The following is a 25,154-nucleotide window of genomic DNA, read 5'->3' on the forward strand; positions in this document are numbered from 1 at the left end:
CTGTCAACATAGACACATGTCGAAGTCACCTGCCGCCTGCGACGTCGGCGCCCCCGAGGGCCTCGAGTGCTGCGTCCCCCTCGCCCGCGAGCCCATCACCCCCGCCCAGGCCGACGGCGTCGTGCCGATGCTCAAGGCGATCGCCGACCCGGCCCGCCTGCGGCTGCTCTCGCTGGTGCTCTCGCACGAGGGCGGAGAGGCGTGTGTCTGCGACCTCCTGCCCTACTTCGACCTCTCCCAGCCCACCATCAGCCATCACCTCAAGGTGCTGCACGACGCCGGCCTCCTCCACCGGGAGAAGCGCGGCACGTGGGTCTACTACATCGCGCGTCCCGAGGCGATGCGGGCCCTCGGCAGCCTCTTCACCGCCGCTCCGTCCCCTGTCCCGTCCGCCGCCCTGGCGGGAGCAGGCGCATGAGCGACACCGTGCACGAGCCCGCCGCCCCGTCCTCGGGCGCTGGTGCGGACCCGGTCCTCCAGCGCCTCTCGACGCTCGACCGGTTCCTGCCGGTGTGGATCGGCGTCGCCATGGTCGTCGGGCTGTTCCTCGGCCGGGTGGTCGAGGGCCTCGACGACGCGCTCGCCGCCGTCGAGGTCGGCTCGGTCTCGCTCCCCATCGCGGTCGGCCTGCTGATCATGATGTACCCCGTCCTGGCCAAGGTGCGCTACGACGAGCTCGGCCACGTCACCCGCGACACCCGCATGCTGGTGACCTCGATCGTGCTCAACTGGGTCCTCGGTCCGGCGCTGATGTTCGCCCTGGCCTGGCTGCTGCTGCCCGACCTCCCGGAGTACCGCACCGGCCTGATCATCGTCGGGCTGGCCCGCTGCATCGCGATGGTCCTGATCTGGAACGACCTCGCGTGCGGTGACCGCGAGGCGGCGGCGATCCTGGTCGCCATCAACGCGGTGTTCCAGATCCTGGCCTTCGCCTTCCTCGGCTACTTCTACCTCCAGGTCCTGCCCGGCTGGCTCGGCCTCGAGCAGTCCGCGCTCGACGTCTCGGTGTGGGGCATCGCGAAGTCGGTGCTGGTGTTCCTCGGGATCCCCCTGCTGGCCGGCTTCCTCACCCGCACGCTCGGTGAGCGGGCCAAGGGCCGTGAGTGGTACGAGTCCAGCTTCCTCCCGCGGATCGGGCCCGCTGCCCTCTACGGCCTGCTCTTCACGATCGTCCTGCTGTTCGCGCTCCAGGGCGACACCATCACCAGCCAGCCCCTCGACGTCGCCCGCATCGCGGTGCCGCTCCTGGCCTACTTCGTCCTCATGTGGGGCGGCTCGATGCTGCTGACCAAGGTGCTCGGCTTCGACTACCAGCGGGCGACGGCAGTCTCCTTCACCGCTGCCGGCAACAACTTCGAGCTCGCGATCGCCGTGGCGATCGGCGTGTTCGGGGTGACCTCGGGCCAGGCCCTCGCCGGCGTGGTCGGCCCGCTCATCGAGGTCCCCGCCCTGGTCGGCCTGGTCTACGTCAGCCTCTGGGCCCGCCGGTTCTTTCGGGACGGCACCTCCGAACCGTCCTCCACCCACTCCTCAGGAGCCCACCGATGAGCGACACCTCCGGCACCCCGCAGATCGTCTTCGCCTGCGTCCGCAACGGCGGGCGGTCCGTGATCAGCCGTGTCCTCGCCGAGCACTACGCCGGAGGCCGGGTGCTCGCGCTCTCCGCCGGCACCCAGCCCGGGGACCACGTCCACCCCGAGGTCGCGGCCGTCCTCGAGAAGCTCGGCCTCGACGCCTCCCGTGAGCGTCCCGAGCTGCTGACCCGCGACACCGTCGCGGCCAGCACGATGGCGATCACGCTCGGCTGCGGCGAGGAGTGCCCCTACGTGCCCGGCGTGACCTACGTCGACTGGCCGGTCGCCGACCCGGGCGGCCGGGACGAGGAGACGGTCCGCGCGATCATCGCCGACCTCGACGGCCGGGTCCGTGCCCTGCTCGTCGAGCTGGTCCCGGACCTCGAGCTGCCCCCGTCAGTGCTCGCCGACGCCTGAGCCCGGTCGTCCGGACCGGTCGTCCGGAAGCCCGGCCGGTGCGGCGTACGCCATCAGCACGGCGGCCAGCGCAGCCAGCCCCGCCAGCGCCAGGAAGGCCCGGGCGTAGGAGCCCAGTGCGGTGGCCAGCACCGCTCCCACGAAGGGGGCCGTCGCGGCTGCGACGAGGGTCGGTGCGCTCATCAGGCCGTTGAGCGTGCCGTACGACGTAGGTCCCCATCGGTCCGTGATCGCGGTCGCCTGCACCAGCGTGTGGACGCCGCGGGCCAGCCCCAGCACCATCCCCACGGCGACGAGGACGCCCGGCGAGGGCGGGGCCAGCGCCAGAGCGGCGGTGGTGCCCGCCAGGGCCGCCAGCACGACCACCCCGCGACCCGTCACCGAGGTGCCGGCCGCGAAGCGAGCGTAGCCCAGCCGGCCCACCACCTGTCCCACCCCGCTGAGCCCGAGGGCCAGCGCCGCGAGGTTGCGGCTCATCCCCTGCTCCACCAGCATCGGGACCAGGTTGACCACGACGGCGAAGACGGCCAGGGCCGTGAGCGCGTGGGCAGTGGTCAGCAGCACGAACGCCCTGCTGCGCACCACCTCCGACGACTGCTGCGCCGGCACAGGCATGCCGGTCGCGGGGGGCTCGCGCCGCCACGGGTGGTCGAGTCCCCACCAGTGCAGCGGCACGGTGACGAACACGAGCCCGGCCAGCAGGACCAGGTAGGCCAGGCGCCAGCCGAGGGCGTCGTCCAGCACGGACGCGAGCGGGGCGAAGACGGTGCTCGCGAGGCCGGCGACGAGGGTGAGCGTGGTGAGCGCGCGGACCCGGCGTACGCCTCCCCAGTGGGTGAGGGCGGCGAACGCGGGCGGGTAGAGGGTGCCCGCCATCGCGGCGCCGGTCAGCGCCCACCCGAGGTAGAAGACCGTGAGGTCGGGGGCCAGCGCCACGGCCGTGATCCCGGGGATCGCGACGACGGACGCGGCGGTCATCACCCTGCGCGGCCCGACGGCGTCGATGTGGCGCCCGACCCAGATGCCGATCGCGCCGGACACGAGCTGGGCGAGTGAGAACGCGCCCGTGACCGCTGTTGCAGACCACCCCGTGTCGGCGGTGATCGAGGACTGCAGCGCGGCGAAGGCGTAGTAGAGGACGCCCCACGAGACGATCTGCACGGCGCTGAGCACCACGACGACCTGTCGGAGGCCGGCGTCGTCGAGCGCGTCCGGGGCACGGGCCACCGGTGCTCCGTGCCCCGCGGGCGTTGTCACTGCTCGGGGCGCCCCGGCGCGACCAGCTGCGGCTCGGCGTCGATCGGTCCGCAGCACCCGCCGCCGTCCGCCTCCGCGAGCGCGTCGGGGGCGTCGAAGCTGCCGGCCCCGTTGCACACGCCGGTCGCCGGCAGCACCAGCTCGACCCGGTCCGCGGCCTCGAGGTCACCGGCGAGCGCGGCGACCACGGAGCGCACCTGCTCGAAGCCGGTCATCGCGAGGAACGAGGGCGCCCGGCCGTAGGACTTCATGCCGACCAGGTAGAGCCCCGGCTCGGGCTGGGCGAGCTCACGGTGGCCGTGGGGCGCCACGTCGCCGCAGCTGTGGTGGTCGGGGTGGATCTCGCCGGCCAGCGCGCGCGCCGAACCGAGGGCGGGGTCGAGGTCGAGTCGCACCTCGGAGAGGAACGTGACGTCGGGGCGGAACCCGGTCACGACGATCACCTCGTCCACGTCCGACACCTGCTGCCCGTCCGTCGAGACGAGGGTGAGGCGGCCGTCGGGCTGGGCGGCGACGGCCTCGGTGCGAAACCGCGTCACCGTGCTCACCTGCGCGCTGGTGGCGGCGGTCCTCGCGTCCTGGCCGAGCCGGCCGCGCTGCTCGAGCTGGTCGTTGTCGCCCCCGCCGAAGGCGTCGCCGACAGAGGGCCGCCGCAGCAGCCAGGACACCCGCGTCGTCGGCTCACGCTCGGCGATGCGGGCCAGCCCGATGAGCACGCCCTGGGCCGAGGCGCCCTTCCCGGCGACGGCGACGTGCCTGCCGGCGTAGCGGCCGGCGACGGCGGGGTCGGCGAGGTCGGGGATGCCGTAGGTGATCCGGTCGGCGTGGTCGGCCTCCCCGAGCGCGGGCAGGCCGTCGGCGCCGAGCGGGTTGGGACGGGTCCAGGTGCCGGAGGCGTCGACGACGGCGCTGCCGAGCAGACGCTCGCGTCCCGTGGGCCCGTCGACGTGGAGGGCAAAGGCGTCGTCCTCGCGGCCGGAGTCCACGAGCAGGTCCCGGCCGGCGCGGCTGACGCCGACGACGCGGCTGTCGAATCGGATCGAGCCGCCGGGACGCTGGTCCAGCACCTCGGCGAGCGGTCGGAGGTAGGCGCTGCGCCACTCGGCTCCCGTCGGGTAGGCGCCGTCGTCGGGCGCGGTCAAGGTTCCGCCCGCCTCGAGCAGCCGACGGGCCGCGGGGTCGACGAGCTCGGCCCACGACGAGAACAGCCGCACGTGCGACCACTCGCCCACCGCCGCGCCGGCGTCGGGCCCGGCCTCGAGGACGACGAAGTCCAGGCCGCGCTCGGCGGCGTGGGCGGCTGCGGCCAGCCCGATGGGACCGGCTCCGATGATGACGACGGGGTGGGGCATGGCTGGTCTCCTGCGGTTCGGGTCATTACATCGACAGGCGTCGATGTAACGACTCTATCGACGGACATCGATGAAGGCAAGGTAGTCTGGCTGCATGACCCTGCAGCGAGAGGCGCCCGCCGTGCTCGGCAAGGCCGAGGCGGAGGAGTACGCCGAGTGGTTCGCCGTCCTGGCGGACCCGACGCGCGTCCGGCTGCTGCACACGCTCTCGACGTCGCGGACCGGCGCCATGCGGGTGGGAGACCTCGCGCAGGCGCTCGAGGTCAGCCAGTCCACCTGCTCCCACCACGTCGAGCTGCTGCGCAGGGTCGGCTTCGTGGTGGTCGACAAGGTCGGCACCTCGAGCATGGTCTCGGTCAATGCGGCCTGCTGCACCGGGCTCCCGCACGCTGCGGACGTCGTGATGGGCACGCTGTCGGCACCCCCGTGCTGCCCCGAGGACCTGCCCGTGGACGTCGTCACCCGCCCGACCACCGACGCGGACCTGCCCGCGGTGCTGGCGATCTACGCCGAGGGCCTCGCCACGCGAAACGCCACCTTCGAGACGCAGGTGCCGACCGCGGAGCAGCTGCGCTCGCGCTGGCTCCCCGGGGCGTCGTGGGTGGCCGAGCTCGAGGGTGATGTGGTCGGGTGGACGGCCATCACGCCGGTCTCGACGCGTGAGTGCTACTCCGGGGTGGGGGAGAGCTCGGTCTACGTCGCGGAGCGGGCGCGCGGGCGGGGGGTGGGCAGGACCCTGCTCTTCACGCAGGTCACCGAGGCCGACCGGGCCGGGCTGTGGACGCTCCAGACCTCGATCTTCCCGGAGAACCGCGCGAGCCTCGCCCTGCACCACTCCGCCGGGTTCCGCACCTTGGCGGTGCGCCGGCGGATCGCGCAGCTCGACGGCGCGTGGCGCGACACGGTGCTCCTCGAGCGCCGCCGCGAGGGCGACTGAGACGAGGCCCTCCCGCGCTGGGATTCACGCGAACACCACGCGTACCGCTACCGTGGGGTCCTCAGACGCCCGGCCGGTCTTGCCCCGGGCGCAGGCTCGCCCGACACGCTCGCGGCGGGACCCTTCCTCACACTGAGGCACGTACGCCGCACATCCCGTCGAGAACGACGCAGCGGCTCACGGTGGCGAGACGCCAACCGAAAGCACTCACATGAACTTCGCCGAACTCGGCGTGCCCTCCTCGCTCGTCACGATCCTCGAGCAGCAGGGCATCACCACCCCGACCCCGATCCAGGCCGCGACGCTGCCGGACAGCCTCGCCGGGCGCGACGTGCTCGGCCGCGGCCGCACCGGCTCCGGCAAGACGTACGGCTTCCTGCTCCCGCTGGTCGCCCGCCTCGACGCGAGCAAGCTGCCGGCGATGCCGCGCAAGCCGCGCGCACTGATCCTGGCCCCGACGCGTGAGCTCGTCGGCCAGATCCACGCCTCGCTGCTGCCGCTGGCCAAGGCCTCCGGCCTGTCGACCGTCGTCGTCTACGGCGGCGTGGGCCAGGGCCCGCAGACCACCGCGCTCAAGAAGGGCGTCGACATCGTCATCGCCTGTCCTGGTCGCCTCGAGGACCTGATGGGCCAGGGCTACGCCGACCTGTCGGCCGTCGAGGTCACCATCCTCGACGAGGCCGACCACATGGCCGACCTCGGCTTCCTGCCCGGCGTGCGCCGGATCATGGACAAGACGCCCCGCACGGGCCAGCGGATGCTGTTCTCCGCCACGCTCGACAAGGCGATCGACGTCCTGGTCAAGCGCTACCTCACCAACCCCGCCACCCACGAGGCCGACTCGGCGCAGTCGCCGGTCTCGACGATGTCGCACCACGTGCTCCACGTCTCGCGTGACCAGCGCGTGCCGGTGCTCGTCGACCTGACGAGCGCCCCCGGGCGCACCGTGGTCTTCACCCGCACGAAGCACGGCGCCAAGGCGCTGGCCCGCCAGCTCAACAAGTCCGGCGTGCCCTCGGTCGACCTCCACGGCAACCTCAGCCAGAACGCGCGCACGCGCAACATGGAGATGTTCCACTCCGGCAAGGCCACCACGCTGGTCGCGACCGACATCGCTGCGCGCGGCATCCACGTCGACGACGTGGCGCTCGTGATCCACGCAGACCCGCCCACCGAGCACAAGGCCTACCTGCACCGCTCGGGCCGTACGGCTCGCGCCGGCGCCGAGGGCACCGTGATCACCCTGATGACCGACGAGCAGCAGCGCGACGTGCGCGACCTGACCCGTCAGGCCGGCATCAAGCCGACCACCACCAGGATCACCGGACCCGGTCACGCGATGCTCGAGCAGCTCGCCCCCGGCGTGCGCAGCACGCCCGGCGGCCTCGTCGTCGAGGTGTCGACCTCCACGGGCGGCCGCGGTGGCGGCGGCGGTCGCTCGACCGGTGCCAACGCCCAGCGCAAGCGTGCGCGAGCGACCGGCGAGACCGGCGGCCGATCGCGTCGCGGCAACCCGACCAGCTACACCAGCGAGACCCCGGGCAGCTCCGCCGGCGGCTCCACCGCTGGCGGCCAGCGTCGTCGCTCCGGCGGCGGCCAGGGTGCCGGTGCCGGTGCCAGTCAGGGTGCCGGCGGCGGCCAGGGCGGGGGCGGCAACCGTCGTCGTCGCTCCGGTGGCGGCCAGGGCCAGGGCGGCGCCTCGTCCGGCGGCAACCGCGCGCACAGCGCCTCGTCGTTCAGCCGGGGCCGCTGACCCCTCGCAGTCGTTCCTCGCCCCTGAGTCTCTCGGAGACTCAGGGGCGAGATCGTCTCCGGGGGCTGACGGAATGCCGGACCCCCGCTCGTCGTTGACCCTTCAACCAGTCAACGAAGGAGCGACATGCCCGACTTCGACCACTCCGTCCTCGGCACCCGCGAGCAGATCTCGCTCGGGCTGGACACCTTCGGCGACGCGCCGCTCGACGGCGCGCCCGGCAACCACGCCGAGACGCTGCGCGAGGTGGTCGCAGAAGCTGTCCTGGCCGACCGGGTCGGGGTGGACTACATCGGTCTGGGCGAGCACCACCGGGCCGACTACGCCGTCTCCGCGCCCGATGTCGTGCTCGCTGCGATCGCCGGCCAGACCGAGCGGATCCGCCTCGGCACGGGGGTCACCGTGCTGTCCTCCGACGACCCGATCCGGGTCTACCAGCGCTTCGCCACCCTCGACGCGGTCTCCGGCGGGCGAGCCGAGGTGCAGCTCGGACGCGGCTCCTTCATCGAGTCCTTCGGCCTCTTCGGCCTCGACCTCGGCGACTACGACCGGCTCTTCGCCGAGAAGCTCGACCTCTTCTCCGCGCTCCAGCACGAGAAGCCGGTGACGTGGGAGGGCAGCATCCGGGCGCCGCTGGAGGCCAAGCAGGTCTACCCGACGACCGCGGCGGGCAAGCTGCCCGCGTGGATCGCCGTCGGCGGCACCCCGGAGTCCGTCGTGCGCGCCGCGAGGTACGCGATGCCCCTGGTGCTGGCCGTCATCGGCGGGTCGCCCGCTGCCTTCGTCCAGTTCTCCGACCTGTACCGCCGGGCGCTGGAGCAGTACGGCCACGCCGAGCTGCCGATCGGGATGCACTCGCCCGGCCACGTCGCGGCCACGGACGACGAGGCACGCGAGCAGCTCCACCCCCACCAGGCCGAGCTCTACACCCGCCTGGGCCGCGAGCGCGGCTGGCCGCCGTACTCCCGGATCCAGTTCGAGCAGGCGGCGTCGCCGCAGGGAGCACTCTTCGTCGGCTCGCCCGAGACGGTCGCGCAGAAGATCGCCTGGGCCGCGCGCACGCTGGGCCTCTCCCGCTTCCAGCTCAAGTACTCCGTCGGCGCGCTCCCGCACGCCGAGCGCCTCGAGTCGGTGCGGCTCTACGGCGAGGAAGTCATCCCGAGGGTCCGCGAGTTGTTGGCGGGCTCCTAGGCTGGCGGTCATGCGCACCTTCATCCGCCGCTCGCTGTGGGACGTGGTCCCGCGCGACCAGCGCGACACCCCGGAGGCCTTCCGGCGCCGGCAGGTCGTCGCCGCCATCGTGGTGCTGGTCGGTGCGGTCGTGCTGGGCTGGTCGCTGCGCCTCGAGCCGGGCGGCAACACGTTCTACGTCGCCGCGGTCCTGCTCGCCGGCATCTGGGCGGCCGGCGCCTTCCTCTCCGGCCGGCTCCACCTGGGCCGGATCTCCGGCGGCGAGGTCTTCATCAGGCCGATCCTGGCGCCGGTCCTGCTGGGCCTGCTGCTCGTCGGGGTCTTCGTCCTCGGCGCGCTGGTGGTCCGCGAGATCGACCCGCTGGCCGACTACGTCGGCTCGGTGCTCGCCTACGCCGACGAGGGCTCGCTGACCGTCCTGGCGGTCATCACCTTCTTCAACGGCATCGCCGAGGAGCTGTTCTTCCGCGGCGCGATGTACGCCGCGATCCCGCGCCACCCGCTGCTGTGGACCACGCTGGCGTACGTCGTCGCGACGCTCGCCACGGGCAACGTGATGCTCGGCTTCGCAGCCATCGTGCTCGGTGTGGTCTGCGGCCTCGAGCGGCGCGCGAGCGGCGGCGTGCTGGCGCCGATCCTGACCCACATCACGTGGTCGCTGTCGATGCTCTTCCTGCTGCCGCTACTTTTCTAGGCCTGCCTCGGCCCGCTCGGCCAGCGCGCAGCGTACGGACTCGGCGTAGGTCAGCGGCTCGCCGGGCACGACCTGGAGGATCGACGTGTCGCGCACGACGACCTCGGTGGACATCGAGTCGATGAGGTTGCGTCCCGTGGTGACGTCGACGTCGGTGACCAGCGCCAGCCAGCGCGACGACAGGCCCGGGGTGAGCAGCGGGACGACGACGATCGGGAGCTTGCGGCCGTTCATCGCGAGTGCCACGCCCTGCAGCATCTCGCGGTAGGTCAGCTGGTCAGGACCGCCGATCTCGAAGACCCGGCCGAGCGCCTCCTCCTTGCCGACCACGCCGGACAGGTAGCGCACCACGTCGTCGATGGCGATCGGCTGGGTGCGGGTGCCGACCCACTTGGGCACGACCATCGCCGGCAGGTTCTTCACCAGCTGGCGGGTGAGCTCCCACGAGATGCCACCGTGGCCGACCACGATCGCGGCACGCAGCACGGTGACCGGCACGCCGTCGGTGCCGAGCAGTCCCTCGACCTCGCGCCGTGAGCGCAGGTGGGCCGACAGCTCCCCGTCGTCGTCGCCGAGACCGCCCATGTAGACGATCTGGCTGACACCGGCCGCGGCCGCAGCGGCGCTGAAGTTGCGAGCGGCGTCGGCGTCCTTGCGCTCGAAGTCGGGGTCGTCGAGGGAGTGGACGAGGTAGATCGCCACGTCGACGCCCTCGAGCGCCGGTCGCAGCGACTCGAGGTCGGACACGTCGGCGCCGACCGGCGTGCCCTGGCCGTCGTACGCCTCGGGGCGGCGGGTCATGGCGCGGACGTCGTGGCCGGCCTCGACCAGGGCGGGGACCAGGCGACGGCCGATGAAGCCGGTGGCACCGGTGACGAGAACTGTGGACATGTCACCACTCTCTCAGCCCCGTCCCCACGCGTGCGTCATCCCGCGGCGGGGGTAGCCTTCCTGCGCGCGTCGAGGCGCGACATCGCCGGTGTCGCGGTGACGCCGTGGAGGATCACCGAGACGATGATGGTGAAGGCCACGGTGGACCACAGCCACGGCTCGTCCGGCACCTGCTCGTGCGTCACCGCGTAGCCGAGGTAGAACACCGAGCCCACGCCACGCACCCCGAAGAACGCCACCGCGGCGATCTCCCCGCGGTCCAGCCCGCCCTCCTCCTGCTCGTCGCGGGCGAGCACCGCGAGGGCGAGGTAGCCGGCCACGGGCCGCACCACCAGCACGAGCGCCAGCGCCACCACGACGCCCCGCCAGTCCAGGTGCTCGAGCAGCCCGCGGGTCATCGCCATGCCCAGGACGAGCAGGACCAGCAGCGTCATGAGGCGCTCCAGGCGCTCGACCACGCCGTGCATGGCGCGGTGGTAGGCGTTGCCACGGTCGGAGGCGCGCAGGCGCATCGCGCAGGCGAAGACCGCCAGGAAGCCGTAGCCACCGACGAGCTCCGCGGCGCCGTACGACGCCAGCAGCGCGGCGACCGCGAGCAGGGGCTCACCCGCGTTGGCCAGCCGGAGGTCCTCGTTGCGGACGTGGAACGCCTGGCGGCCCAGCAGCCAGCCGGCGGCGAGCCCCACGGCGAGGCCGATCGCGATCTTGCCGACGAGGTACCACCCGAGCCAGGTCCCGGCCTCGGCGAGGCCGAAGCCCCCGGCGAGCAGGAGCAGCGCGAGGTGGACGAAGGGGAAGGCGAGACCGTCGTTCAGTCCCGCCTCGGCGGTCAGGGAGAAACGGATGTCGTCGTCCTCCTCCGGGCCGTCGCCGTCGTCGGGCCGGTCGACGTCGTCGGTCAGCGGCTCACCGACCTGCACGTCGGAGGCCAGGACCGGGTCGGTCGGCGCGAGCACCGCGCCCAGCAGGAGCGCCACCGCGGGAGCGAGCCCGGCGACCCACCACCCGAGCAGCATCGTGCCGAGGATCGTCAGCGGCATCGCGACCAGCAGCATCCGCCAGACCGAGGACCACGACCGCCATGACCGCCACGACCTGAGGTCCAGCATGCGGTCGATCGCCAGCCCCACGCCCATGAGCGAGACCAGGACGGTGAACTCGGCCACGTGGGTGATGAGCTCGCGGTTGTCCTCGGGCTGGAGACTCACGTCGTCCGCCATCGGCAGCAGGCCGATGGCGAGGCCGACGCCGACGAGCACGATGGGCGGCGACAGGGCCACGCGCCGGGTCACGTGCGGCAGGACCGTCGCGAGGAGCAGCGACAGTCCGAGGATGAGGTAGACGGCGGCGCCGGTCATCGCGGGACCGCGCCGGTGGGGGTGGAGGGGTCGGGCACGGCCCAAGCCTCCCAGTGCACACCCAGTCCGGTCACCCCGTCGGGCGGGCCAGGGCGGGCCAGGGCGAGGAGGGGGCTCAGTGGGGCCGCTTGCCGTCGTAGGCCGCCTGGCTCTCGTCGATCGCCTGCTCGTAGGCCATGACCAGGCCGGCGATCGTGAGCGGCTTGAGCCGGTGGACGAACTCGCGCAGCTCCTCGGCCGTCCCGCCCCGCTCGCGGAACTGCGGCCACACCATCGTGCGCACGATCTCCGACAGCTCCTGGGCGACCTGCCGGCCGTGGGCGGCGTACACCTCCGAGACGGCCGCGGCCGCCTCCGGCGAGATGCCCATGCCCGAGAGGCCGGCCGGCACGTCGACGTCGCGGTCGCCGGTGACCGGCGCGAGGAGGGAGAGGTGGCGCGCGATGTCGGAGGGGGTGGCGGTGTCGGGGATCTGCTCGACGTACTTCTCGATCGCCGACAGCGTGAATCCGTGGCCCTGGAGCTCGCGGACCAGCTCGAGGCGCGCGACGTGGTCGGGGCCGTAGTAGCCCGAGCGGCCGCGGCGCACGGGGGAGGGGACCAGGCCGCGCGAGGCGTAGAAGCGCACGTTGCGCGCGCTCACCCCCGTGCGCTCGGTCAGCTCGTCCAGCGTCAGCAGCTCGGTGTCCACGCGCACATCCTCTCCTGACGACCGCCCCGTCCTGCGTGACCCGGGACACACCTGTTGGACTGTGACAGTAATGGTGTCACAATCGCTGGCATGGCAGAAGCATTCGTCTACGACCACATCCGCACACCTCGCGGCCGCGGCAAGGCCGTCGGTTCGCTCCACGAGGTCAAGCCGGTGGACCTGGTCGTCGGACTCCTCGACGAGCTCAAGACCCGCAACCCCACGCTCGACCCGGCCCGCGTCGACGACGTCGTGCTCGGTGTCGTGACCCCCATCGGCGACCAGGGTGGCGACATCGCCAAGACCGCCGCCCTCAAGGCCGGCTACCCCGAGACCGTCGCCGGCGTGCAGCTGAACCGCTTCTGCGCCTCGGGCCTCGAGGCCGTCAACCAGGCCGCGCAGCGCGTGCGCTCGGGCTTCGAGGACCTCGTGATCGCCGGTGGCGTCGAGTCGATGAGCCGCGTGCCGATGGGCAGCGACGGCGGCGCCTGGGCGATGGACCCCGCGACCGCGCTCCAGACCGGCTTCGTGCCCCAGGGCATCGGCGCCGACCTGATCGCCACGATCGAGGGCTGGAAGCGCCCAGACGTCGACGCCTACGCCGCCGAGTCCCACCACCGTGCCGCGAAGGCGTGGGCCAACGGCTACTTCGACGGCGCGGTCGTGCCGGTCAAGGACCTCAGCGGCGTCACCGTGCTCGACCGCGACGAGACCGTGCGCCCCGACACCTCCGTCGAGGGTCTCGCCGGCCTCAAGCCGTCCTTCGCCCAGATCGGGCGCGACGCGGGCTTCGACGACGTGGCGCTGGAGAAGTACCACTGGGTCCCCGCGATCGACCACGTGCACCACGCCGGCAACTCCTCGGGCATCGTCGACGGCGCGGCCGTGGTGGCGATCGGCACCGAGGAGATCGGTACGTCGCTCGGGCTGACGCCGCGGGCGCGGATCATCTCGACCGCCGTGTCGGGCGCCGACCCCACGATCATGCTCACCGGCCCGGCCCCCGCCGCCCGCAAGGCGCTCGTCCGTGCGGGCCTCGAGGTCGAGGACATCGACCTGTGGGAGATCAACGAGGCGTTCGCCGCCGTCGCGATGCGCTTCATGCGCGACATGGGCATCAGCCACGAGGTCACCAACGTCAACGGCGGCGCCATCGCGATGGGCCATCCCCTCGGCGCCACCGGCGCGATGATCCTCGGCACCCTCGTCGACGAGCTCGCCCGCCGCGACCTCAAGCGCGGCCTGGCGACGCTGTGCGTCGGCGGCGGCATGGGGATCGCCACGATCGTCGAGCTCGTCTGACCTTCCTTCCATCGCTGGCACCTCAACCACCGAGCTCTCCCGGAGACATCACATGAGCACCACCGACACCCAGACCGCGGTCCGTTACGACCGCGACGCCGACGGCATCGTCACCCTGACCCTCGACGACCCGACCGCCAGCGCCAACACCATGAACGAGCTCTACCAGTCGTCGATGGAGGCGGCCGTGCAGCGGCTCCACGACGAGGTCGACGACGTCACCGGCGTCGTCCTGGCGAGTGCGAAGAAGACCTTCTTCGCCGGCGGCAACCTCAAGAACATGATGACGGCGACGCCCGACGACGCCGACGAGATCTTCGCGATGGGCGAGGCGGTCAAGTCCAGCCTGCGCCGCCTCGAGACCTTTCCGCGCCCCGTCGTCGCCGCGATCAACGGCGCCGCCCTCGGCGGCGGCCTCGAGATCGCGCTCGCGGCCAACCGCCGCATCGCCGTCGACGACCGCTCGGTGAAGATCGGCCTGCCCGAGTCGACGCTCGGCCTGCTGCCAGGCGGCGGCGGGGTCACCCGCGTCGTCCGCATGCTCGGGCTCCAGTCAGCGCTGATGGACGTGCTGATGCCCGGCACCCAGTTCGACCCGCAGGGGGCGCTGGCCAAGGGGCTCGTCGACGAGCTCGTGCCGACGCGCGAGGAGCTCGTGCCGGCGGCCAAGGCGTGGATCCTCGCCCACCAGGACGACGCGGACGCGGCGACCAACCCGTGGGACCGCGCGGGCTACAAGATGCCCGGCGGCACCCCGAAGACCCCCGCGCTGGCGCAGTTCCTGCCGGCCTTCCCGGCGTTGCTGCGCAAGCAGACCAAGGGCGCGATCTACCCCGCGCCGCGCGCGATCATGAGCGCTGCGGTCGAAGGGGCGCAGGTCGACTTCGACACCGCCTCGCGCATCGAGAGCCGCTACTTCACCAACCTGGTGGTCAACCAGCAGGCCAAGAACATGATCCAGGCCTTCTTCTTCGACCTCCAGGCCATCAACTCCGGCTCGCTGCGCCCGCAGGGCATCGAGCGGTGGCAGGCCACCAGGGTCGGCGTCCTCGGCGCCGGGATGATGGGCGCCGGCATCGCCTACTCCTGCGCCCGCGCCGGCATGCAGGTCGTGCTCAAGGACGTCACGCTCGAGGCGGCCGAGAAGGGCAAGGCCTACACCGAGAAGCTCAACGCCAAGGGCGTCGAGCGCGGCAGGCTCACCGAGGCGAAGGCCGCCGAGCTGCTCGACCGGATCACCCCGACCGCCGCACCCGAGGACCTCGCCGGCTGCGACCTGGTGATCGAGGCCGTCTTCGAGGACCCGACGCTCAAGGCGAAGGTGTTCGCCGAGGTGACGCCGTACGTCGACGCGGACGCGCTGCTGTGCTCCAACACCTCGACCCTGCCGATCACCGAGCTCGCCACGGGCATCGAGCGACCGGCGGACTTCATCGGCCTGCACTTCTTCAGCCCCGTCGACAAGATGCCGCTGGTCGAGATCATCCGCGGCGCGGAGACCTCCGACCTCGCGCTCGCGAAGGCCTACGACGTCGTGCAGCAGATCCGCAAGACGCCGATCGTGGTCAACGACTCGCGCGGCTTCTACACCTCGCGCGTCATCGGGACCCAGATCAACGAGGGCCTCGCGATGCTCGCCGAGGGCGTGCACCCGGTCTCGCTGGAGCGCGCGGCGACGTCCGCGGGCTTCCCCGTCGGTCCGCTGCAGATCAGCGACGAGCTCAACATGGAGCTGATGGCCAAGATCCGCAAGGCCACCGAGGACGCCGCCGAGCGCGAGGGCGTCGACCTCGGCGCCTACCCCGCCGGCGAGGTCATCTCGACGATGATCGGCCTCGGCCGGCCGTCACGGCTCAAGGGCGCGGGCTTCTACGACTACGACGACGACGGACGGCGTACGACGCTGTGGTCCGGGCTCGCCGAGACGTTCCCCGTCGCCGAGCAGCAGCCCCCCATCCGCGACGTGCGCGACCGGATGCTCTTCATCGAGGCGCTCGAGACCGCGAAGTGCTTCGAGGAGGGCGTCATCACCTCCGCCGCCGCGGCCAACATCGGCTCGATCATGGGCATCGGCTTCCCGGCGCTCACCGGCGGTGCGGCGCAGTTCATGACCGGGTGGCAGGCGCTCGACGAGACCGGCCACGGCGTCGGCCCGATCGGCCTGGAGGCCTTCCTGGCCCGCTCCGACGAGCTGGCCGACGCCTACGGCGAGCGCTTCCGCCCGACGGCGTACCTCCGCGAGCTGGCGGCGAAGGGCGAGGGCTTCCCCGCCTGATCGCCGAGCGGGCACTTCGTTCCGCTGGACCACGCCGACCGGGCACTTCCTTGCGCTGGACCACGCCGACCGGGCACTTCGTCGCGCTGCTGCAAGCGAGGAAGTGCCCGGTCAGTCGATTCCACCGCAAGGAAGTGCCCGGTCGGGGAGGATGGGTCGGTGACCCAGCCCCCCGCGGTCGTCGTGCGCGACCTCCACGTCCGCTTCGGTGACGTCGAGGCCGTCTCGGGTGTCGACCTCACCGCCGACAGTGGTCGCGCCACCGCCCTGCTCGGGCGCAACGGCGCCGGCAAGTCCACGACGATGAAGGTCCTGGCGGGCGTCGTCCCGCCCACCTCCGGCGCGGTCACCGTCGCCGGCCGCGACGCCGCCACCGACGCCCTGGGCGTCAAGCGCGTCGTGGGCTACTGCCCCGACGTCGGCGGTCTCGTGCCGCGCGCCACCCCGTGGGAGCACCTGCAGCTCAGCGCCCGGCTGCGCCGGATGGACGCGTGGGAGGAGCGCGGGCGCGACCTGCTCGAGCGCTTCGAGCTCGGCGACGTGGCCCACCGCGTCGTCGGCGGCTTCAGCCACGGCATGAGCCGCCGGCTCAGCGTCGTCCTGGCGGCGCTGCACGAGCCTTCGGTCCTGCTGCTCGACGAGCCCTTCGACGGCGTCGACCCCCTCGGCGTCGAAGCGACCCTCGAGGTGGTCGCCGACGCTCGCGCCCGCGGCGCCTGCGTCCTGCTCTCCACCCACCTGCGCGACCTCGCCCTCGAGGCCTGCGGCGACGCCGTCGTGCTCCGCGGCGGCAATCGCGTCGCCGCGATGGAGGCGACCGACCTCACCGGCGAGACCTACCGTGCGCTCCTCGACTGAGCCTCGCCACGACGGCTGGACCGACGCCGCCCACGACACTGCCCACCTCGTCGGCTTCCGCGCCCGGACCGTACGCCGACCCGGTGCCGCCGCGTTCGGCGCGCTCGTCGCGATCGGCCTCACCCTCGTCTTCGCGCTCGCACCGGCGGCCTTCGACACGGGCGCCCTGGACCAGCCGGCGCTGACCCGTGCGACCGCGTCGCTGCGCGACAACCTCGGCGCGGCCTTCATCGGAGTCCTGCTGCTGGCGGTCAGCTCCTCGATGAGCAGCGGCGGCGGTCGCGAGCTGCTCTCGCGCAGCGAGGCCGCGATCCACCCCCTCAGTCCCGTGACCGAGCACCTCGGCGCACTGCTGCTCGCCCCGCTCAACCTCGCCTGGCTGGTCCAGACGTGGGCCCTGCTCGCGGTCACCGCGCTCGTCGCGCCGACCGGCCGCCTCCTCGGCGCGCAGGTGGTCGTGCTGGCGTGGGTGCTGGCCGCCACCGCGCTCGGTCAGGCGATCGGCTGGGTCGCGGAGGGCGTACGGCGCACGCCCCACGGCGTCGTCACCGTCCGCGTGGCCGCGGGCGTGGTCGTCGTCGCGCTCGCCGGCCTGCACCTCGCCGGCGCGCTCGGATCCATCGTCCGGTCGCTGCCGACGACCTGGGTCGCCGAGACGGCGCAGACCTCGTCGTGGCCGCTGGTGGTCGTGGTGCTGCTCGGTGTGTTCGGGGCCGCCGTCGCCCTCGGCGTCCGGCCCGCCGCGTGGGCCCTCGGGCTGCCGCCGCGTGAGGAGCTGCGCGTCCAGTCCGGCGTGCACGAGGCCCGGCACGCACCGGAGCCGCGCTGGGGCTCGCCCGAGCGTGCGCTGCTCCGCCGCCTCGACCGCGGGTCGGTGTGGCGCTCGGTGGGCATGCGTCGGGGGCTCGTCGTGCTGGGCCTCGGCCCCGGCCTGGTCGCGCTCGTGGCGGGGCTGCAGTGGAGCTCGGTGATGCTGCTGCCCGGCCTCACCGCCAGCGGCGCCGCGCTGCTCTTCGGGGTCAACGCCTGGTGCCTCGACGGCAAGGGCATGGTGTGGCGCGAGACGCTGCCGGTCGCCGCGGGCGACGTGTTCGACGTACGCGCCCTCGTCGTCCTCGAGTGCATGGCTGCGGTGTCCGCGGCGACGGTCGTGATGGCGCTCCTTCGCAACGGCCCGCCGCCGCTCGTGGTCGGCGTCAGCGTCGCGGCGTGCTGGCTCGTCGTGCTCGTGCAGGTGCTCGCGATCGTCATGTCGTGGTCGGTCCGCTCGCCCTACTCCGCGGACCTCTCCTCGCCGCGCGCGACGCCCGCGCCGCACGCCGCGATGGCCGGCTACGCCGGCAAGCTGTCCCTCGTCACCACCCTCACCGGGATGGTGTTCACCACCGTCTCGACCGGTCCGTGGGCCTGGCTGCCGGCCGTGCTGGCGCTGCCCTTCCTCGCCTGGTCGGGCTGGCGGCTGGTCCGGGCCCGGCGGCGCTGGCTCGCCCCCGAGGAGCGGGCACGCGTGGTGCTGACGGTTGCCGCTGTCTGATGACGCTCCGTCCCACGGCACCGTCGCCTGCCGGGCGCGGGGTCAACGGGTGACGGCGACCCGTGCGGACCGCGTCCGAGCCTCCAGGGCGCGTACGACGACGCGGCGGAGGTCACCCAGGGAGCGGGCGGCCGCCCGCGCGGCGGCGCGGCGTGGCGTGGCCGGCGCGACCACGGCGGCCCGGAGTGCCGCCGCCTGAGCGTCGACCCACGCGGTGACCTCGGCGAGGGCGGCGGCTGGCAGGCGCCCGACCGCGTCCACCTGCACCACGACCTGGAAGGCGGCCGTCGCGGTGCGACACGTCGCACACGTGTTGCCGACCGCGAGCGCCCGATTGGTCGGCCGGGCACGCGTGCCCGGCCCGATGACGACCAGCTGCACCGCCAGTGCCGTCGCCGTGCAGTCCCAGCAGTCCTGCACCCAGGCCGACGCGACGTTGTCGAACCTCGCCGACGCAGGCCCTCGGACGTAGACGACCTGCAGCGCGGTGCTGTCGCCGCGACACCCGCTGCACGACGTCACGCTGGTCGCGACCGCGTCGGCCTTCAGGGCGGCATGGCGGACCATGACCTCGGAGACGACCACGTCGCGGTCCTCGCGCCGCTGATCGCTGGGCTGGGCGCTGGCGACGACGTCGAGGTAGCGCCGCTCGTCTGGCGACCCGCGGGGGCTCGCGTCCGCCGCACCTGCCAGCAGGAGCACCGCCACGACGGCGTGGGCAGCGAGGCCGCGGCCGGTCACGGTGCACCCCCGACGGAGAAGTTGTCAGCCACGGCCGCCGCGACGTCGACGAGCGCGTCACGCGTGCGGCGGTGCAGGGAGGACATGTCGGTGAGCGCGCCGGGCTCGAGCGCGTCGTCCCACGGGACCGTCACCACGCGCGCGCACCTCTTCTCGAAGTGCCGCCGCATCGGTTCCGGGGGTTCGCTGCCGCGCCGTTCCGCGTTCACCACCACGACGGTGCGCGCCACGAGGTCGTCGAAGCCGTGCTGGTCCATCCAGTCCAGGGTCAGCGCGCCGGCACGGCCGCCGTCGAGACCGGCCCGCACCACGAGCACGACCTGGTCGGCCTCGGTGAGCAGCCCCTGGTTGGCGCTGTCGAGGATGCCGGTGCCGGTGTCGAGCAGGATCAGGTTGTAGAAGCGGTCGAGCAGGCCGATCAGCCGGTGGTAGTCGTCGCGCGCCAGCGCCATGCCGATGCGCGGGTCGTCGTCGGAGGCGAGCACCTCGAGCCGCGACTCGAGGGCCTGCGAGGTGTAGCGGCGCAGGGCGGCGTACGTCGTGATCTGGTCGAGGTCGCGCAGGACGTCGGTCACGGTGCGGTCGTGGGGTGGCGCGACCCGGTGGGCGAGGTTGCCCGCGTCGGGGTTGGCGTCGACCGCGATGACGCGGTCGCCGCGCAGCAGCGCGAAGGTGCTTCCGAGGGCCAGCGTGATCGTCGTCTTGCCGACACCGCCCTTGCGGCTCATCACCACGACGCGGCGCGAGCCGTCGATCGGCGCACGCAGCCGGTGCTCGAGCTCGCGCCGCCGCTGCTCCGGCAGGCTGGGGCCGGGGTTGAGCAGGTGGCCGCTGCCGCGGTAGACCGCGCTGCGCCAGCCCTGTCCCGGGACCGGCGCCGGGGCGGCGTACATCACCTCGTCGGTGAAGTCCGCAGCCGAGACGACCCGTGGCGGGTCGGCCATCGGGAGAGCCTCGTACGACGCCGGCGCGCGCGCCGCGACCCTGGTCCGTGTGAGCCGGACCAGCGTCGCGCCCACCCGCCACAGGACCAGGACCGCGCCGAGGAGCGGCAGCAGAAGGAGGGCGATCGACACCACCGCCAGGGCCATGGCCGGCCAGTCGCGATGCTGCCACGCGAGGTCGAAGACGAGCTGCTGCAGCCGGACCCCCTCGCGTCCCCGCCGAAGGAACTCCGGGAGGTACCAGATCGACCAGCCGAGCGCCGCGACGAGCAGCGGCACCACGACCACGACCCAGCCGACGACGAAGCGCCGCGAGCGTGGCCTGAGCTCGGTGACGCGTGGGTCGACCGGGTGGCCCGGACGCAGGCTCCGCAGCACCGGCCCGACCCGGGCGAACAGGTCCGGCACCCCGGCCAGGTCGGAGAGGACGTAGTAGCCGTCGAAGCGCACGACCGGGATGAGCTGCTGGAGCATCTGGAGCTGCAGGGCGAGCGCGGTCAGCAGCAACATGCCGCTGCCCGTCGCCACGTGGCCGGCCGCGAGCAGCAGCACCGTCAGGGCGTTGAAGTACAGCCCGCCGAGGTCGGTGCGCACGCGCCCGGCCCGCCCGAGGCGGTAGGAGTCGGTCACGTCGGTGTAGAACGCAGGGAAGACGAGGTAGAGACCGAAGCCGATCTCGCCCGGGCTCGCCCCGCCGTAGCGGCAGGCGGCCGCGTGACCGAGCTCGTGCACGAGGGCCGCGGCCGTGAGGAGCGCGTAGATCAGCAGGGCGGTCGTCGGGGTGGCGACCAGCTCGTCGACCGCCGCCCAGAGGTCCGCCCGCGCCACGAGTGCGATGTCGGCGGCGACCAGCGCGGCGAGCGCCAGCACCACGAGCGGTGGCCAGAAGAGCGGGACCAGCACTCCGGCGAGGCGGCCGACCACCCCTGCCGGCACCAGCGTGCCCTTGGCGGTCAGCGCGAGCAGCGGCCGCGCCCGCGCTGCCCTCGTCGGGTCGGGTGACTCGTCCGGGACCACCAGGCCGAGCGGTTCGAGCCGGGTGACCACGAGGTGGGCCAGGCCCTCGGTGCTCAGGGTCCGGCCGTACGCCGCGCTGACGTCGTCGGCAACCTGCTCGGCGGGCCGCGGCGGCTCGACGGCGCGCACGACGAGGTGGAGCAGCTCGGACAGCTGCACGACCTGGTCGTCCACGCGACGCACCAGGAAGGCGGGATCCTTCAGCCCGGACCCCTGGACCCGGCCCAGGAACTCCAGCCCGCGCGCCCGGCGCCAGCGCTGTGCGGTGGCGGGCGCGGTGGCGGGCGCGCCCGACGGGGGCGGCGCGGTCGTCGTGTGGTCCGTGGTCGTCAGGTTCATCGCTCTGGGTGCTCTGTCTGCTCTGGTGGGTGGAGCGGCTGACGGCGGCGGGTGCGCCAGAGCAAACGCACCCGCCGCCGGGTCTCACGGCGCCTGCATCTGCACCGACGCGAGGTACTGCATCGCCAGTGCGTTCGCCTGGGAGCCGATCGTGGCCGCATTGACGGCGAGGGCGAGGTTGACGCCCACGACGTTGGTGACGTTGACGCACGCGAACTGGCAGCTCAACGTCTCTCGTCGAGGCAGCGGCGTGGCCGACTCGGCGTCGAGGTCGGCCATGGCGAGCTCGGGTCGTCGGACCATGCGGATCCACCTCCTTCCGTGCTGGGTCGGCGGAGGGCTGGGTGACCGGGCGTGGCCTCCCCCTCCGCAGGGAGGCCACGCGCGGTGGTCAGCCCTGCGTGACGGTGATCGCCTGCCACGCCTCGCTGTGCGCGAGGGAGTGGAAGGTGGCCGCGTTCAGGGCCATCGACGAGTTGTTGGCGACGATGCTGGCCCAGTTGCTGTTGCCGAAGGACAGCGTCTCCCGGGTCGGAAGAAGCTCGGTCCGCTCGGTGTCGAGCTCGGTGAGTGACAGTTCCCGCATGGTGTTCACCTCCCCCCGTGTGCGGTGGGTCTGACCGGGACATCGCACGTCGACCAGCGTGACTCGTGCGTGACCCGGCGGTGACCGCACAGGAGCAGCTCAGGACTGGTCTGGACGTCGACCCCAATTCTCGGGATATCGGGACGGGCGCCTGGGTCCCCGGAGCGGACTCGGGCACCGTGGACGGTCGGGGAAGCCCGCGACTCGCCGCGTGAGCCGCGGCACGGGAGAGGGAAGTCTCGGTGGTCGACCATGCCGCAGACAGCGCAGGCCGTTAGTCGCGGCCTCAGGCTCCTCGGCGAGTGGCAGCTCGTCGTGGACGGGGACGTCGTCGCGCTCGGCGGCCGTGAGCAGCGCCTGTGCGCCCTGCTCGCGCTGACCGGCACGCGAGGCCGCGCACAGGTCGCCGGCACGCTGTGGCCCGAGAGCACCGACGCCCGCGCCCTGGCCAGTCTGAGACGCGCCGTCGCCCAGACCCACCAGCGGTGCCCCGGCCTGCTCGTCGCCGACCGGACCAGTGTGGCGCTGGCGGCGGACGTCGAGGTCGACGTCCACGCGCTGCGGGCGGCCGTGGACACCGCCGGTGGGCCTGACCCGGGCGACGACGCCCCGTCGGACACGGAGCTGCTGGTCACGCTCGTCGGGGAGCGCCTGCTCCCCGACTGGTACGACGCCTGGGTCGAGGAGCACCGCGACGACCTCGAGCACCAGCGGGTCAGCGCGCTCGAGCGGTTGGCCCGACGGGCACTCGACCGCAAGGACACCCTGCTCGCCGAGGACGCCGCACGTGCGGTCGTGCGCACCGAGCCGCTGCGCGAGTCGGCCCGCGAGCTGCTCGCCCGCGCCCTCCTCGACCGCGGCGACAGGGGCGGTGCCGTGCTCGAGGTCGGGCGCTATCGCGACCTCGTGAGCACCGAGCTCGGGGTGGTCCCCTCGCCTGCGCTCCTCTCCCTGCTCGAGGCGCCCGTCCCGGCCGTCCCGGTCCCGCGCGCCGCCCGGGCCGCGCGTCCGGCCGCGCCCACCGCAGCACCCGTCGACGAGGTCCTGCGGCCGGCCGGCCCGTCCAGCGTCCCGCTCGATCACGGTTCCCCACGACCGCCACCCCCACCGACCCCTCTGCCCCCCTCAGGGCCGGTCGGGCTGTCCCTTCGGGCGACCGCTGCCCGGCTGGCGGTGGGGGCGGCCCTCGTGATGGCCGTGTCCCTGTCGATCGCCAACCTCGGCCCCGACCGCGCCGAGCCGTCCGACCCGGTGTCCGTCGGCGACGGCCTCGGGCAGGATCCCGGCGCGCCGCAGACCCGGCGGGCGGAGGGCGCCGACCCGGCGTCCGCTCGCGAGGTGCGCGTGCGTCCCGTCGGAGCGTCCGAGGGGGCCGCCGTCTTCCTCGTCCGCGCCACGCGGCGGCCGGCACGCGTCCGGCTCGAGGTCGCGGGGCCGTCCGGCACGAGGGTCGTCCGCAGCGTCGTCGTCCGCAGCCGCGACGGCCGGCGACTGGTCGTGGGCGGCCTCGACGGCGGTACGTACGAGTGGTCCGCCACGTCCCCGACCGCCGCGCCCGTCGTCGGCGAGGTCCGGGTGGCGGGAACCGAGGCTCCTGTCCTGGTCGCGTCCGAGGAACCCGTGAACGCCCCGTCCCCGTCGCCCGCCACGGCGTCCGCCGGCGCGTCCACGCCCGTCTCCTCGCCGGCGCCCACCGCGACACCGACGTCGACCCCCGAGCCGAGCCCGACGTCGACCCCCGAACCGAGCCCGACGCCGAGCCCGACGCCGAGCCACAGCCCCCAGCCCAGCCCGACGCAGCACCCGAGCCCGACGGGCCAACCGACCGACCCCGGAACCCAGGACCCTGGACCCCTGGGGTGAGGAGGACCGCCATGGCGACCACCAGCGCGACGACCGCCACGCCCAGGAGGGCCGCACGGCTACTCGCCGCGCTGCTCGTGGCCGTGCTCGCCCTCGCGACCCTGGCGGCGCTCCCGGCGCCCCGGGCCGCCGGTGCCGGCGACCGGGCGGAGCGGTGGGCGGGATTCCGCATCCCCAGCACCGGCCGGGCGGCCGGCGGCTGGATCGGTGGCTATCGGCTCGGCGGCACGCCCGTCTTCGTGATCACGCCCGGCCGGCGCCCCAACCGGGCGGGGTTCCGGCCCGCCGCCGCCACCGCGGACCTGCGCGGCGCGAAGGCTCCCTCGCTCGCCCGGACCCGGCGAGCCGCCTGGATCCTGTCGAAGTACGGCGGCCACAGGGACGCCGTGCAAGCTGCCGCGGTCGACGCCGCGGTCCTGCACCTGCTCGGCGGTCGGACTTGGCGTCTGGGTCGACCGCGAGGCTCCGCCCGGGTACGGAACTCGGGCGATCCGGGCACCGTGCGTCGCTACGCACGCCTCATGCTGGGCGGGTCCCGCGCGAGCGCGGGGCCCTACGCCGTCAGGGTCCAGCCCACCGTCGCCGACGTGGGTGGGGTGACGGCCGTGACGGTGCGCGTGACCGACGGTCACGGAGGCCCGGTCGCCGGCCTGCCGGTGAGCGTCACGTCGCCCGACGGCGGCACCTCCCAGCCGGTCGCCGGCCCGGTCGAGGCGGTGACCGGCGACGACGGGCGGGCGTTGGTGAGACTCGCCGCGCCCCTCGCTGGCTGGCGCACCGTCGTCGCCGAGGTCGGGCAGGTCCCGCTGCACTGGTTGCGGGTGCGCGCCGCGGCCCGTGGCCGCCAGGCGTCGGTCGCGGAGGGCGGCGTCCGCCGCACGCTCACGGCCAGCGCGCGCGTCGCGGTCCGCGGGCCGCAGTCACTGACGATCGCAGCGGACCCGAACGTGCTCGTGGCCGGGTCCCCGGCGCGGGTGGTCGCGACGGTCGACGGCGACGGCTCGAGGCGGGGAGCCACGGCGTCGCTGCACGGACCCTTCGCGTCGGTGGCCGAGGCGCACTGCGACGGCCCTGCGGTGGGGACGGCCTCGCTGCCGGTGGAGGGCGACGGTGCCTACGCCTCACCGGCGATCACGCCGTCCGTCGGGGGGCGCTACCTGTGGCGCGTCGCGGTCGACGGATCCGACGCGACCGTGCCGGTGGCGTCGTGCGGGGCGCCGGTGCGGGTGCGCGGCCGCTCGACGGTGGCGGTCTCTGCTCCTGCCACCGCGGCTCCGTTCGACGTGGTCTCGACGCAGGTGTCCCTCGCCGGGCTGCCGTTCGGCGGCCCGGTCGACGTGACGACCTCGCTCTACGGTCCCTACGACACGGCCGGCCAGGCCTGCACGGGCAACCACCGCGACGTCGTGCAGCGCCGCCCGGGCAACGGCACGTTCACGTCGCTGAGCTTCCAGGTGGAGGAGCGCGGCTGGTACGCGTGGCGCGCCTCGGTCCCCGAGGGCGACCTGTGGCTGGGGTCGAGCTCGACGTGCGGAGCCGTGGGGAGCCTGACCCAGGTGCAATAAAAAGTCAGGCTTGAC

Annotated in this window: 22 protein-coding genes; 13 read left to right on the top strand and 9 right to left on the bottom strand. The window is 73.6% G+C overall.

Annotated elements, in window-relative coordinates:
• Positions 1-16 precede the first annotated feature (16 nt).
• From K4G59_RS08325 to K4G59_RS08335, 3 genes are read left to right on the top strand one after another with little or no spacing between them, the layout of a single operon-like run.
• Positions 17-418, top strand: a complete 402-nt coding sequence (locus K4G59_RS08325) for an ArsR/SmtB family transcription factor (protein ID WP_231250494.1) — start codon at positions 17-19, stop codon at positions 416-418.
• Positions 415-1,548 carry an ACR3 family arsenite efflux transporter gene (gene arsB / locus K4G59_RS08330; protein ID WP_231250495.1) on the top strand — a complete coding sequence of 378 codons (1,134 nt, stop codon included), beginning with the start codon at positions 415-417 and terminating at the stop codon, positions 1,546-1,548. The genes K4G59_RS08325 and arsB overlap by 4 nt, the downstream gene beginning before the upstream one ends.
• Entirely contained in the window at positions 1,545-1,991 is a 447-nt protein-coding gene (locus tag K4G59_RS08335) for an arsenate-mycothiol transferase ArsC (RefSeq protein ID WP_231250496.1), read from the top strand. Before arsB ends, K4G59_RS08335 begins: the two co-directional genes overlap by 4 nt.
• Here the strand turns inward: K4G59_RS08335 and K4G59_RS08340 are convergent.
• On the bottom strand, positions 1,971-3,218 hold the full coding sequence (locus tag K4G59_RS08340; RefSeq protein WP_231250497.1) for an MFS transporter: 1,248 nt from the start codon (positions 3,216-3,218) through the stop codon (positions 1,971-1,973). The two genes, K4G59_RS08335 and K4G59_RS08340, sit on opposite strands and share 21 nt — an antisense overlap.
• 26 nt (positions 3,219-3,244) lie before the next feature.
• Positions 3,245-4,600 (bottom strand): FAD-dependent oxidoreductase, encoded by a 1,356-nt coding sequence (locus K4G59_RS08345; protein WP_231250498.1) that lies wholly within the window; start codon positions 4,598-4,600, stop codon positions 3,245-3,247.
• A 94-nt stretch (positions 4,601-4,694) separates the two neighbouring features.
• On the opposite strand from K4G59_RS08345, the gene K4G59_RS08350 reads away from it, so the two are divergent.
• The 4 genes from K4G59_RS08350 (at position 4,695) to K4G59_RS08365 (ending at position 9,175) form a co-directional block, all read left to right on the top strand.
• On the top strand, positions 4,695-5,537 hold the full coding sequence (locus tag K4G59_RS08350; protein WP_231250499.1) for a helix-turn-helix domain-containing GNAT family N-acetyltransferase: 843 nt from the start codon (positions 4,695-4,697) through the stop codon (positions 5,535-5,537).
• Between the two features lie 211 nt (positions 5,538-5,748).
• On the top strand, positions 5,749-7,290 hold the full coding sequence (locus K4G59_RS08355) for a DEAD/DEAH box helicase (protein ID WP_231250500.1): 1,542 nt from the start codon (positions 5,749-5,751) through the stop codon (positions 7,288-7,290).
• 126 nt (positions 7,291-7,416) lie between these two features.
• The gene (locus K4G59_RS08360) at positions 7,417-8,481 is read left to right on the top strand and encodes an LLM class flavin-dependent oxidoreductase (protein WP_231250501.1); all 1,065 of its coding nucleotides are present in this window, start codon (positions 7,417-7,419) and stop codon (positions 8,479-8,481) included.
• A gap of 10 nt (positions 8,482-8,491) precedes the next feature.
• Positions 8,492-9,175 carry a CPBP family intramembrane glutamic endopeptidase gene (locus K4G59_RS08365; RefSeq protein WP_231250502.1) on the top strand — a complete coding sequence of 228 codons (684 nt, stop codon included), beginning with the start codon at positions 8,492-8,494 and terminating at the stop codon, positions 9,173-9,175.
• On the opposite strand, the gene K4G59_RS08370 is transcribed toward K4G59_RS08365, so the two are convergent.
• From K4G59_RS08370 to K4G59_RS08380, 3 genes are all read right to left on the bottom strand, one after another.
• Positions 9,164-10,066, bottom strand: a complete 903-nt coding sequence (locus K4G59_RS08370) for an NAD(P)H-binding protein (protein WP_231250503.1) — start codon at positions 10,064-10,066, stop codon at positions 9,164-9,166. The two genes, K4G59_RS08365 and K4G59_RS08370, sit on opposite strands and share 12 nt — an antisense overlap.
• A gap of 35 nt (positions 10,067-10,101) precedes the next feature.
• Positions 10,102-11,424, bottom strand: coding sequence for a cation:proton antiporter (locus K4G59_RS08375; RefSeq protein WP_231250504.1), 1,323 nt, complete (start codon positions 11,422-11,424; stop codon positions 10,102-10,104).
• A 115-nt stretch (positions 11,425-11,539) separates the two neighbouring features.
• A complete protein-coding gene (locus K4G59_RS08380) occupies positions 11,540-12,115 on the bottom strand; it encodes a helix-turn-helix domain-containing protein (RefSeq protein ID WP_231250505.1) in 576 nt (191 codons plus the stop codon).
• Positions 12,116-12,205: 90 nt separating this feature from the next.
• On the opposite strand from K4G59_RS08380, the gene K4G59_RS08385 reads away from it, so the two are divergent.
• From K4G59_RS08385 to K4G59_RS08400, 4 genes are all read left to right on the top strand, one after another.
• A complete protein-coding gene (locus K4G59_RS08385; protein WP_231250506.1) occupies positions 12,206-13,417 on the top strand; it encodes an acetyl-CoA C-acetyltransferase in 1,212 nt (403 codons plus the stop codon).
• Positions 13,418-13,469: 52 nt separating this feature from the next.
• On the top strand, positions 13,470-15,692 hold the full coding sequence (locus K4G59_RS08390; RefSeq protein ID WP_231250507.1) for a 3-hydroxyacyl-CoA dehydrogenase NAD-binding domain-containing protein: 2,223 nt from the start codon (positions 13,470-13,472) through the stop codon (positions 15,690-15,692).
• A gap of 159 nt (positions 15,693-15,851) precedes the next feature.
• Positions 15,852-16,550, top strand: coding sequence for an ABC transporter ATP-binding protein (locus tag K4G59_RS08395; RefSeq protein WP_231250508.1), 699 nt, complete (start codon positions 15,852-15,854; stop codon positions 16,548-16,550).
• A complete protein-coding gene (locus K4G59_RS08400; RefSeq protein ID WP_231250509.1) occupies positions 16,534-18,084 on the top strand; it encodes a hypothetical protein in 1,551 nt (516 codons plus the stop codon). Before K4G59_RS08395 ends, K4G59_RS08400 begins: the two co-directional genes overlap by 17 nt.
• 42 nt (positions 18,085-18,126) lie before the next feature.
• Here the strand turns inward: K4G59_RS08400 and K4G59_RS08405 are convergent, their stop codons facing one another.
• The 4 genes from K4G59_RS08405 to K4G59_RS08420 all read right to left on the bottom strand — a co-directional run bounded on the left by K4G59_RS08405 (position 18,127) and on the right by K4G59_RS08420 (position 21,711).
• Entirely contained in the window at positions 18,127-18,825 is a 699-nt protein-coding gene (locus K4G59_RS08405) for a hypothetical protein (protein WP_231250510.1), read from the bottom strand.
• The gene (locus K4G59_RS08410) at positions 18,822-21,125 is read right to left on the bottom strand and encodes a MinD/ParA family ATP-binding protein (protein WP_231250511.1); all 2,304 of its coding nucleotides are present in this window, start codon (positions 21,123-21,125) and stop codon (positions 18,822-18,824) included. The genes K4G59_RS08405 and K4G59_RS08410 overlap by 4 nt, the downstream gene beginning before the upstream one ends.
• A gap of 84 nt (positions 21,126-21,209) precedes the next feature.
• Complete coding sequence (locus K4G59_RS08415) at positions 21,210-21,428, bottom strand: hypothetical protein (protein WP_231250512.1); 219 nt, start codon at positions 21,426-21,428, stop codon at positions 21,210-21,212.
• 88 nt (positions 21,429-21,516) lie between these two features.
• Positions 21,517-21,711 carry a hypothetical protein gene (locus K4G59_RS08420; protein WP_231250513.1) on the bottom strand — a complete coding sequence of 65 codons (195 nt, stop codon included), beginning with the start codon at positions 21,709-21,711 and terminating at the stop codon, positions 21,517-21,519.
• A gap of 252 nt (positions 21,712-21,963) precedes the next feature.
• On the opposite strand from K4G59_RS08420, the gene K4G59_RS08425 reads away from it, so the two are divergent.
• Positions 21,964-23,574 carry a BTAD domain-containing putative transcriptional regulator gene (locus K4G59_RS08425; RefSeq protein WP_231250514.1) on the top strand — a complete coding sequence of 537 codons (1,611 nt, stop codon included), beginning with the start codon at positions 21,964-21,966 and terminating at the stop codon, positions 23,572-23,574.
• 11 nt (positions 23,575-23,585) lie between these two features.
• Positions 23,586-25,139: an Ig-like domain-containing protein gene (locus K4G59_RS08430; RefSeq protein WP_231250515.1), complete on the top strand. Its 1,554-nt coding sequence runs from the start codon at positions 23,586-23,588 to the stop codon at positions 25,137-25,139.
• Positions 25,140-25,154: the final 15 nt, after the last annotated feature.

Source organism: Nocardioides furvisabuli (assembly GCF_021083185.1).
Taxonomy (GTDB): Bacteria; Actinomycetota; Actinomycetes; order Propionibacteriales; family Nocardioidaceae; genus Nocardioides; species Nocardioides furvisabuli.

Coding starts and splice junctions, on each gene's coding strand:
- K4G59_RS08410 (WP_231250511.1), bottom strand. CDS start 21,125: ATGAACCTGACGACCACGGACCACACGACGACCGCGCCGCCCCCGTCG.
- K4G59_RS08415 (WP_231250512.1), bottom strand. CDS start 21,428: ATGGTCCGACGACCCGAGCTCGCCATGGCCGACCTCGACGCCGAGTCG.
- K4G59_RS08430 (WP_231250515.1), top strand. CDS start 23,586: ATGGCGACCACCAGCGCGACGACCGCCACGCCCAGGAGGGCCGCACGG.
- K4G59_RS08385 (WP_231250506.1), top strand. CDS start 12,206: ATGGCAGAAGCATTCGTCTACGACCACATCCGCACACCTCGCGGCCGC.
- K4G59_RS08420 (WP_231250513.1), bottom strand. CDS start 21,711: ATGCGGGAACTGTCACTCACCGAGCTCGACACCGAGCGGACCGAGCTT.
- K4G59_RS08425 (WP_231250514.1), top strand. CDS start 21,964: ATGCCGCAGACAGCGCAGGCCGTTAGTCGCGGCCTCAGGCTCCTCGGC.
- arsB (WP_231250495.1), top strand. CDS start 415: ATGAGCGACACCGTGCACGAGCCCGCCGCCCCGTCCTCGGGCGCTGGT.
- K4G59_RS08345 (WP_231250498.1), bottom strand. CDS start 4,600: ATGCCCCACCCCGTCGTCATCATCGGAGCCGGTCCCATCGGGCTGGCC.
- K4G59_RS08375 (WP_231250504.1), bottom strand. CDS start 11,424: ATGACCGGCGCCGCCGTCTACCTCATCCTCGGACTGTCGCTGCTCCTC.
- K4G59_RS08365 (WP_231250502.1), top strand. CDS start 8,492: ATGCGCACCTTCATCCGCCGCTCGCTGTGGGACGTGGTCCCGCGCGAC.
- K4G59_RS08335 (WP_231250496.1), top strand. CDS start 1,545: ATGAGCGACACCTCCGGCACCCCGCAGATCGTCTTCGCCTGCGTCCGC.
- K4G59_RS08370 (WP_231250503.1), bottom strand. CDS start 10,066: ATGTCCACAGTTCTCGTCACCGGTGCCACCGGCTTCATCGGCCGTCGC.
- K4G59_RS08350 (WP_231250499.1), top strand. CDS start 4,695: ATGACCCTGCAGCGAGAGGCGCCCGCCGTGCTCGGCAAGGCCGAGGCG.
- K4G59_RS08355 (WP_231250500.1), top strand. CDS start 5,749: ATGAACTTCGCCGAACTCGGCGTGCCCTCCTCGCTCGTCACGATCCTC.
- K4G59_RS08360 (WP_231250501.1), top strand. CDS start 7,417: ATGCCCGACTTCGACCACTCCGTCCTCGGCACCCGCGAGCAGATCTCG.
- K4G59_RS08390 (WP_231250507.1), top strand. CDS start 13,470: ATGAGCACCACCGACACCCAGACCGCGGTCCGTTACGACCGCGACGCC.
- K4G59_RS08325 (WP_231250494.1), top strand. CDS start 17: ATGTCGAAGTCACCTGCCGCCTGCGACGTCGGCGCCCCCGAGGGCCTC.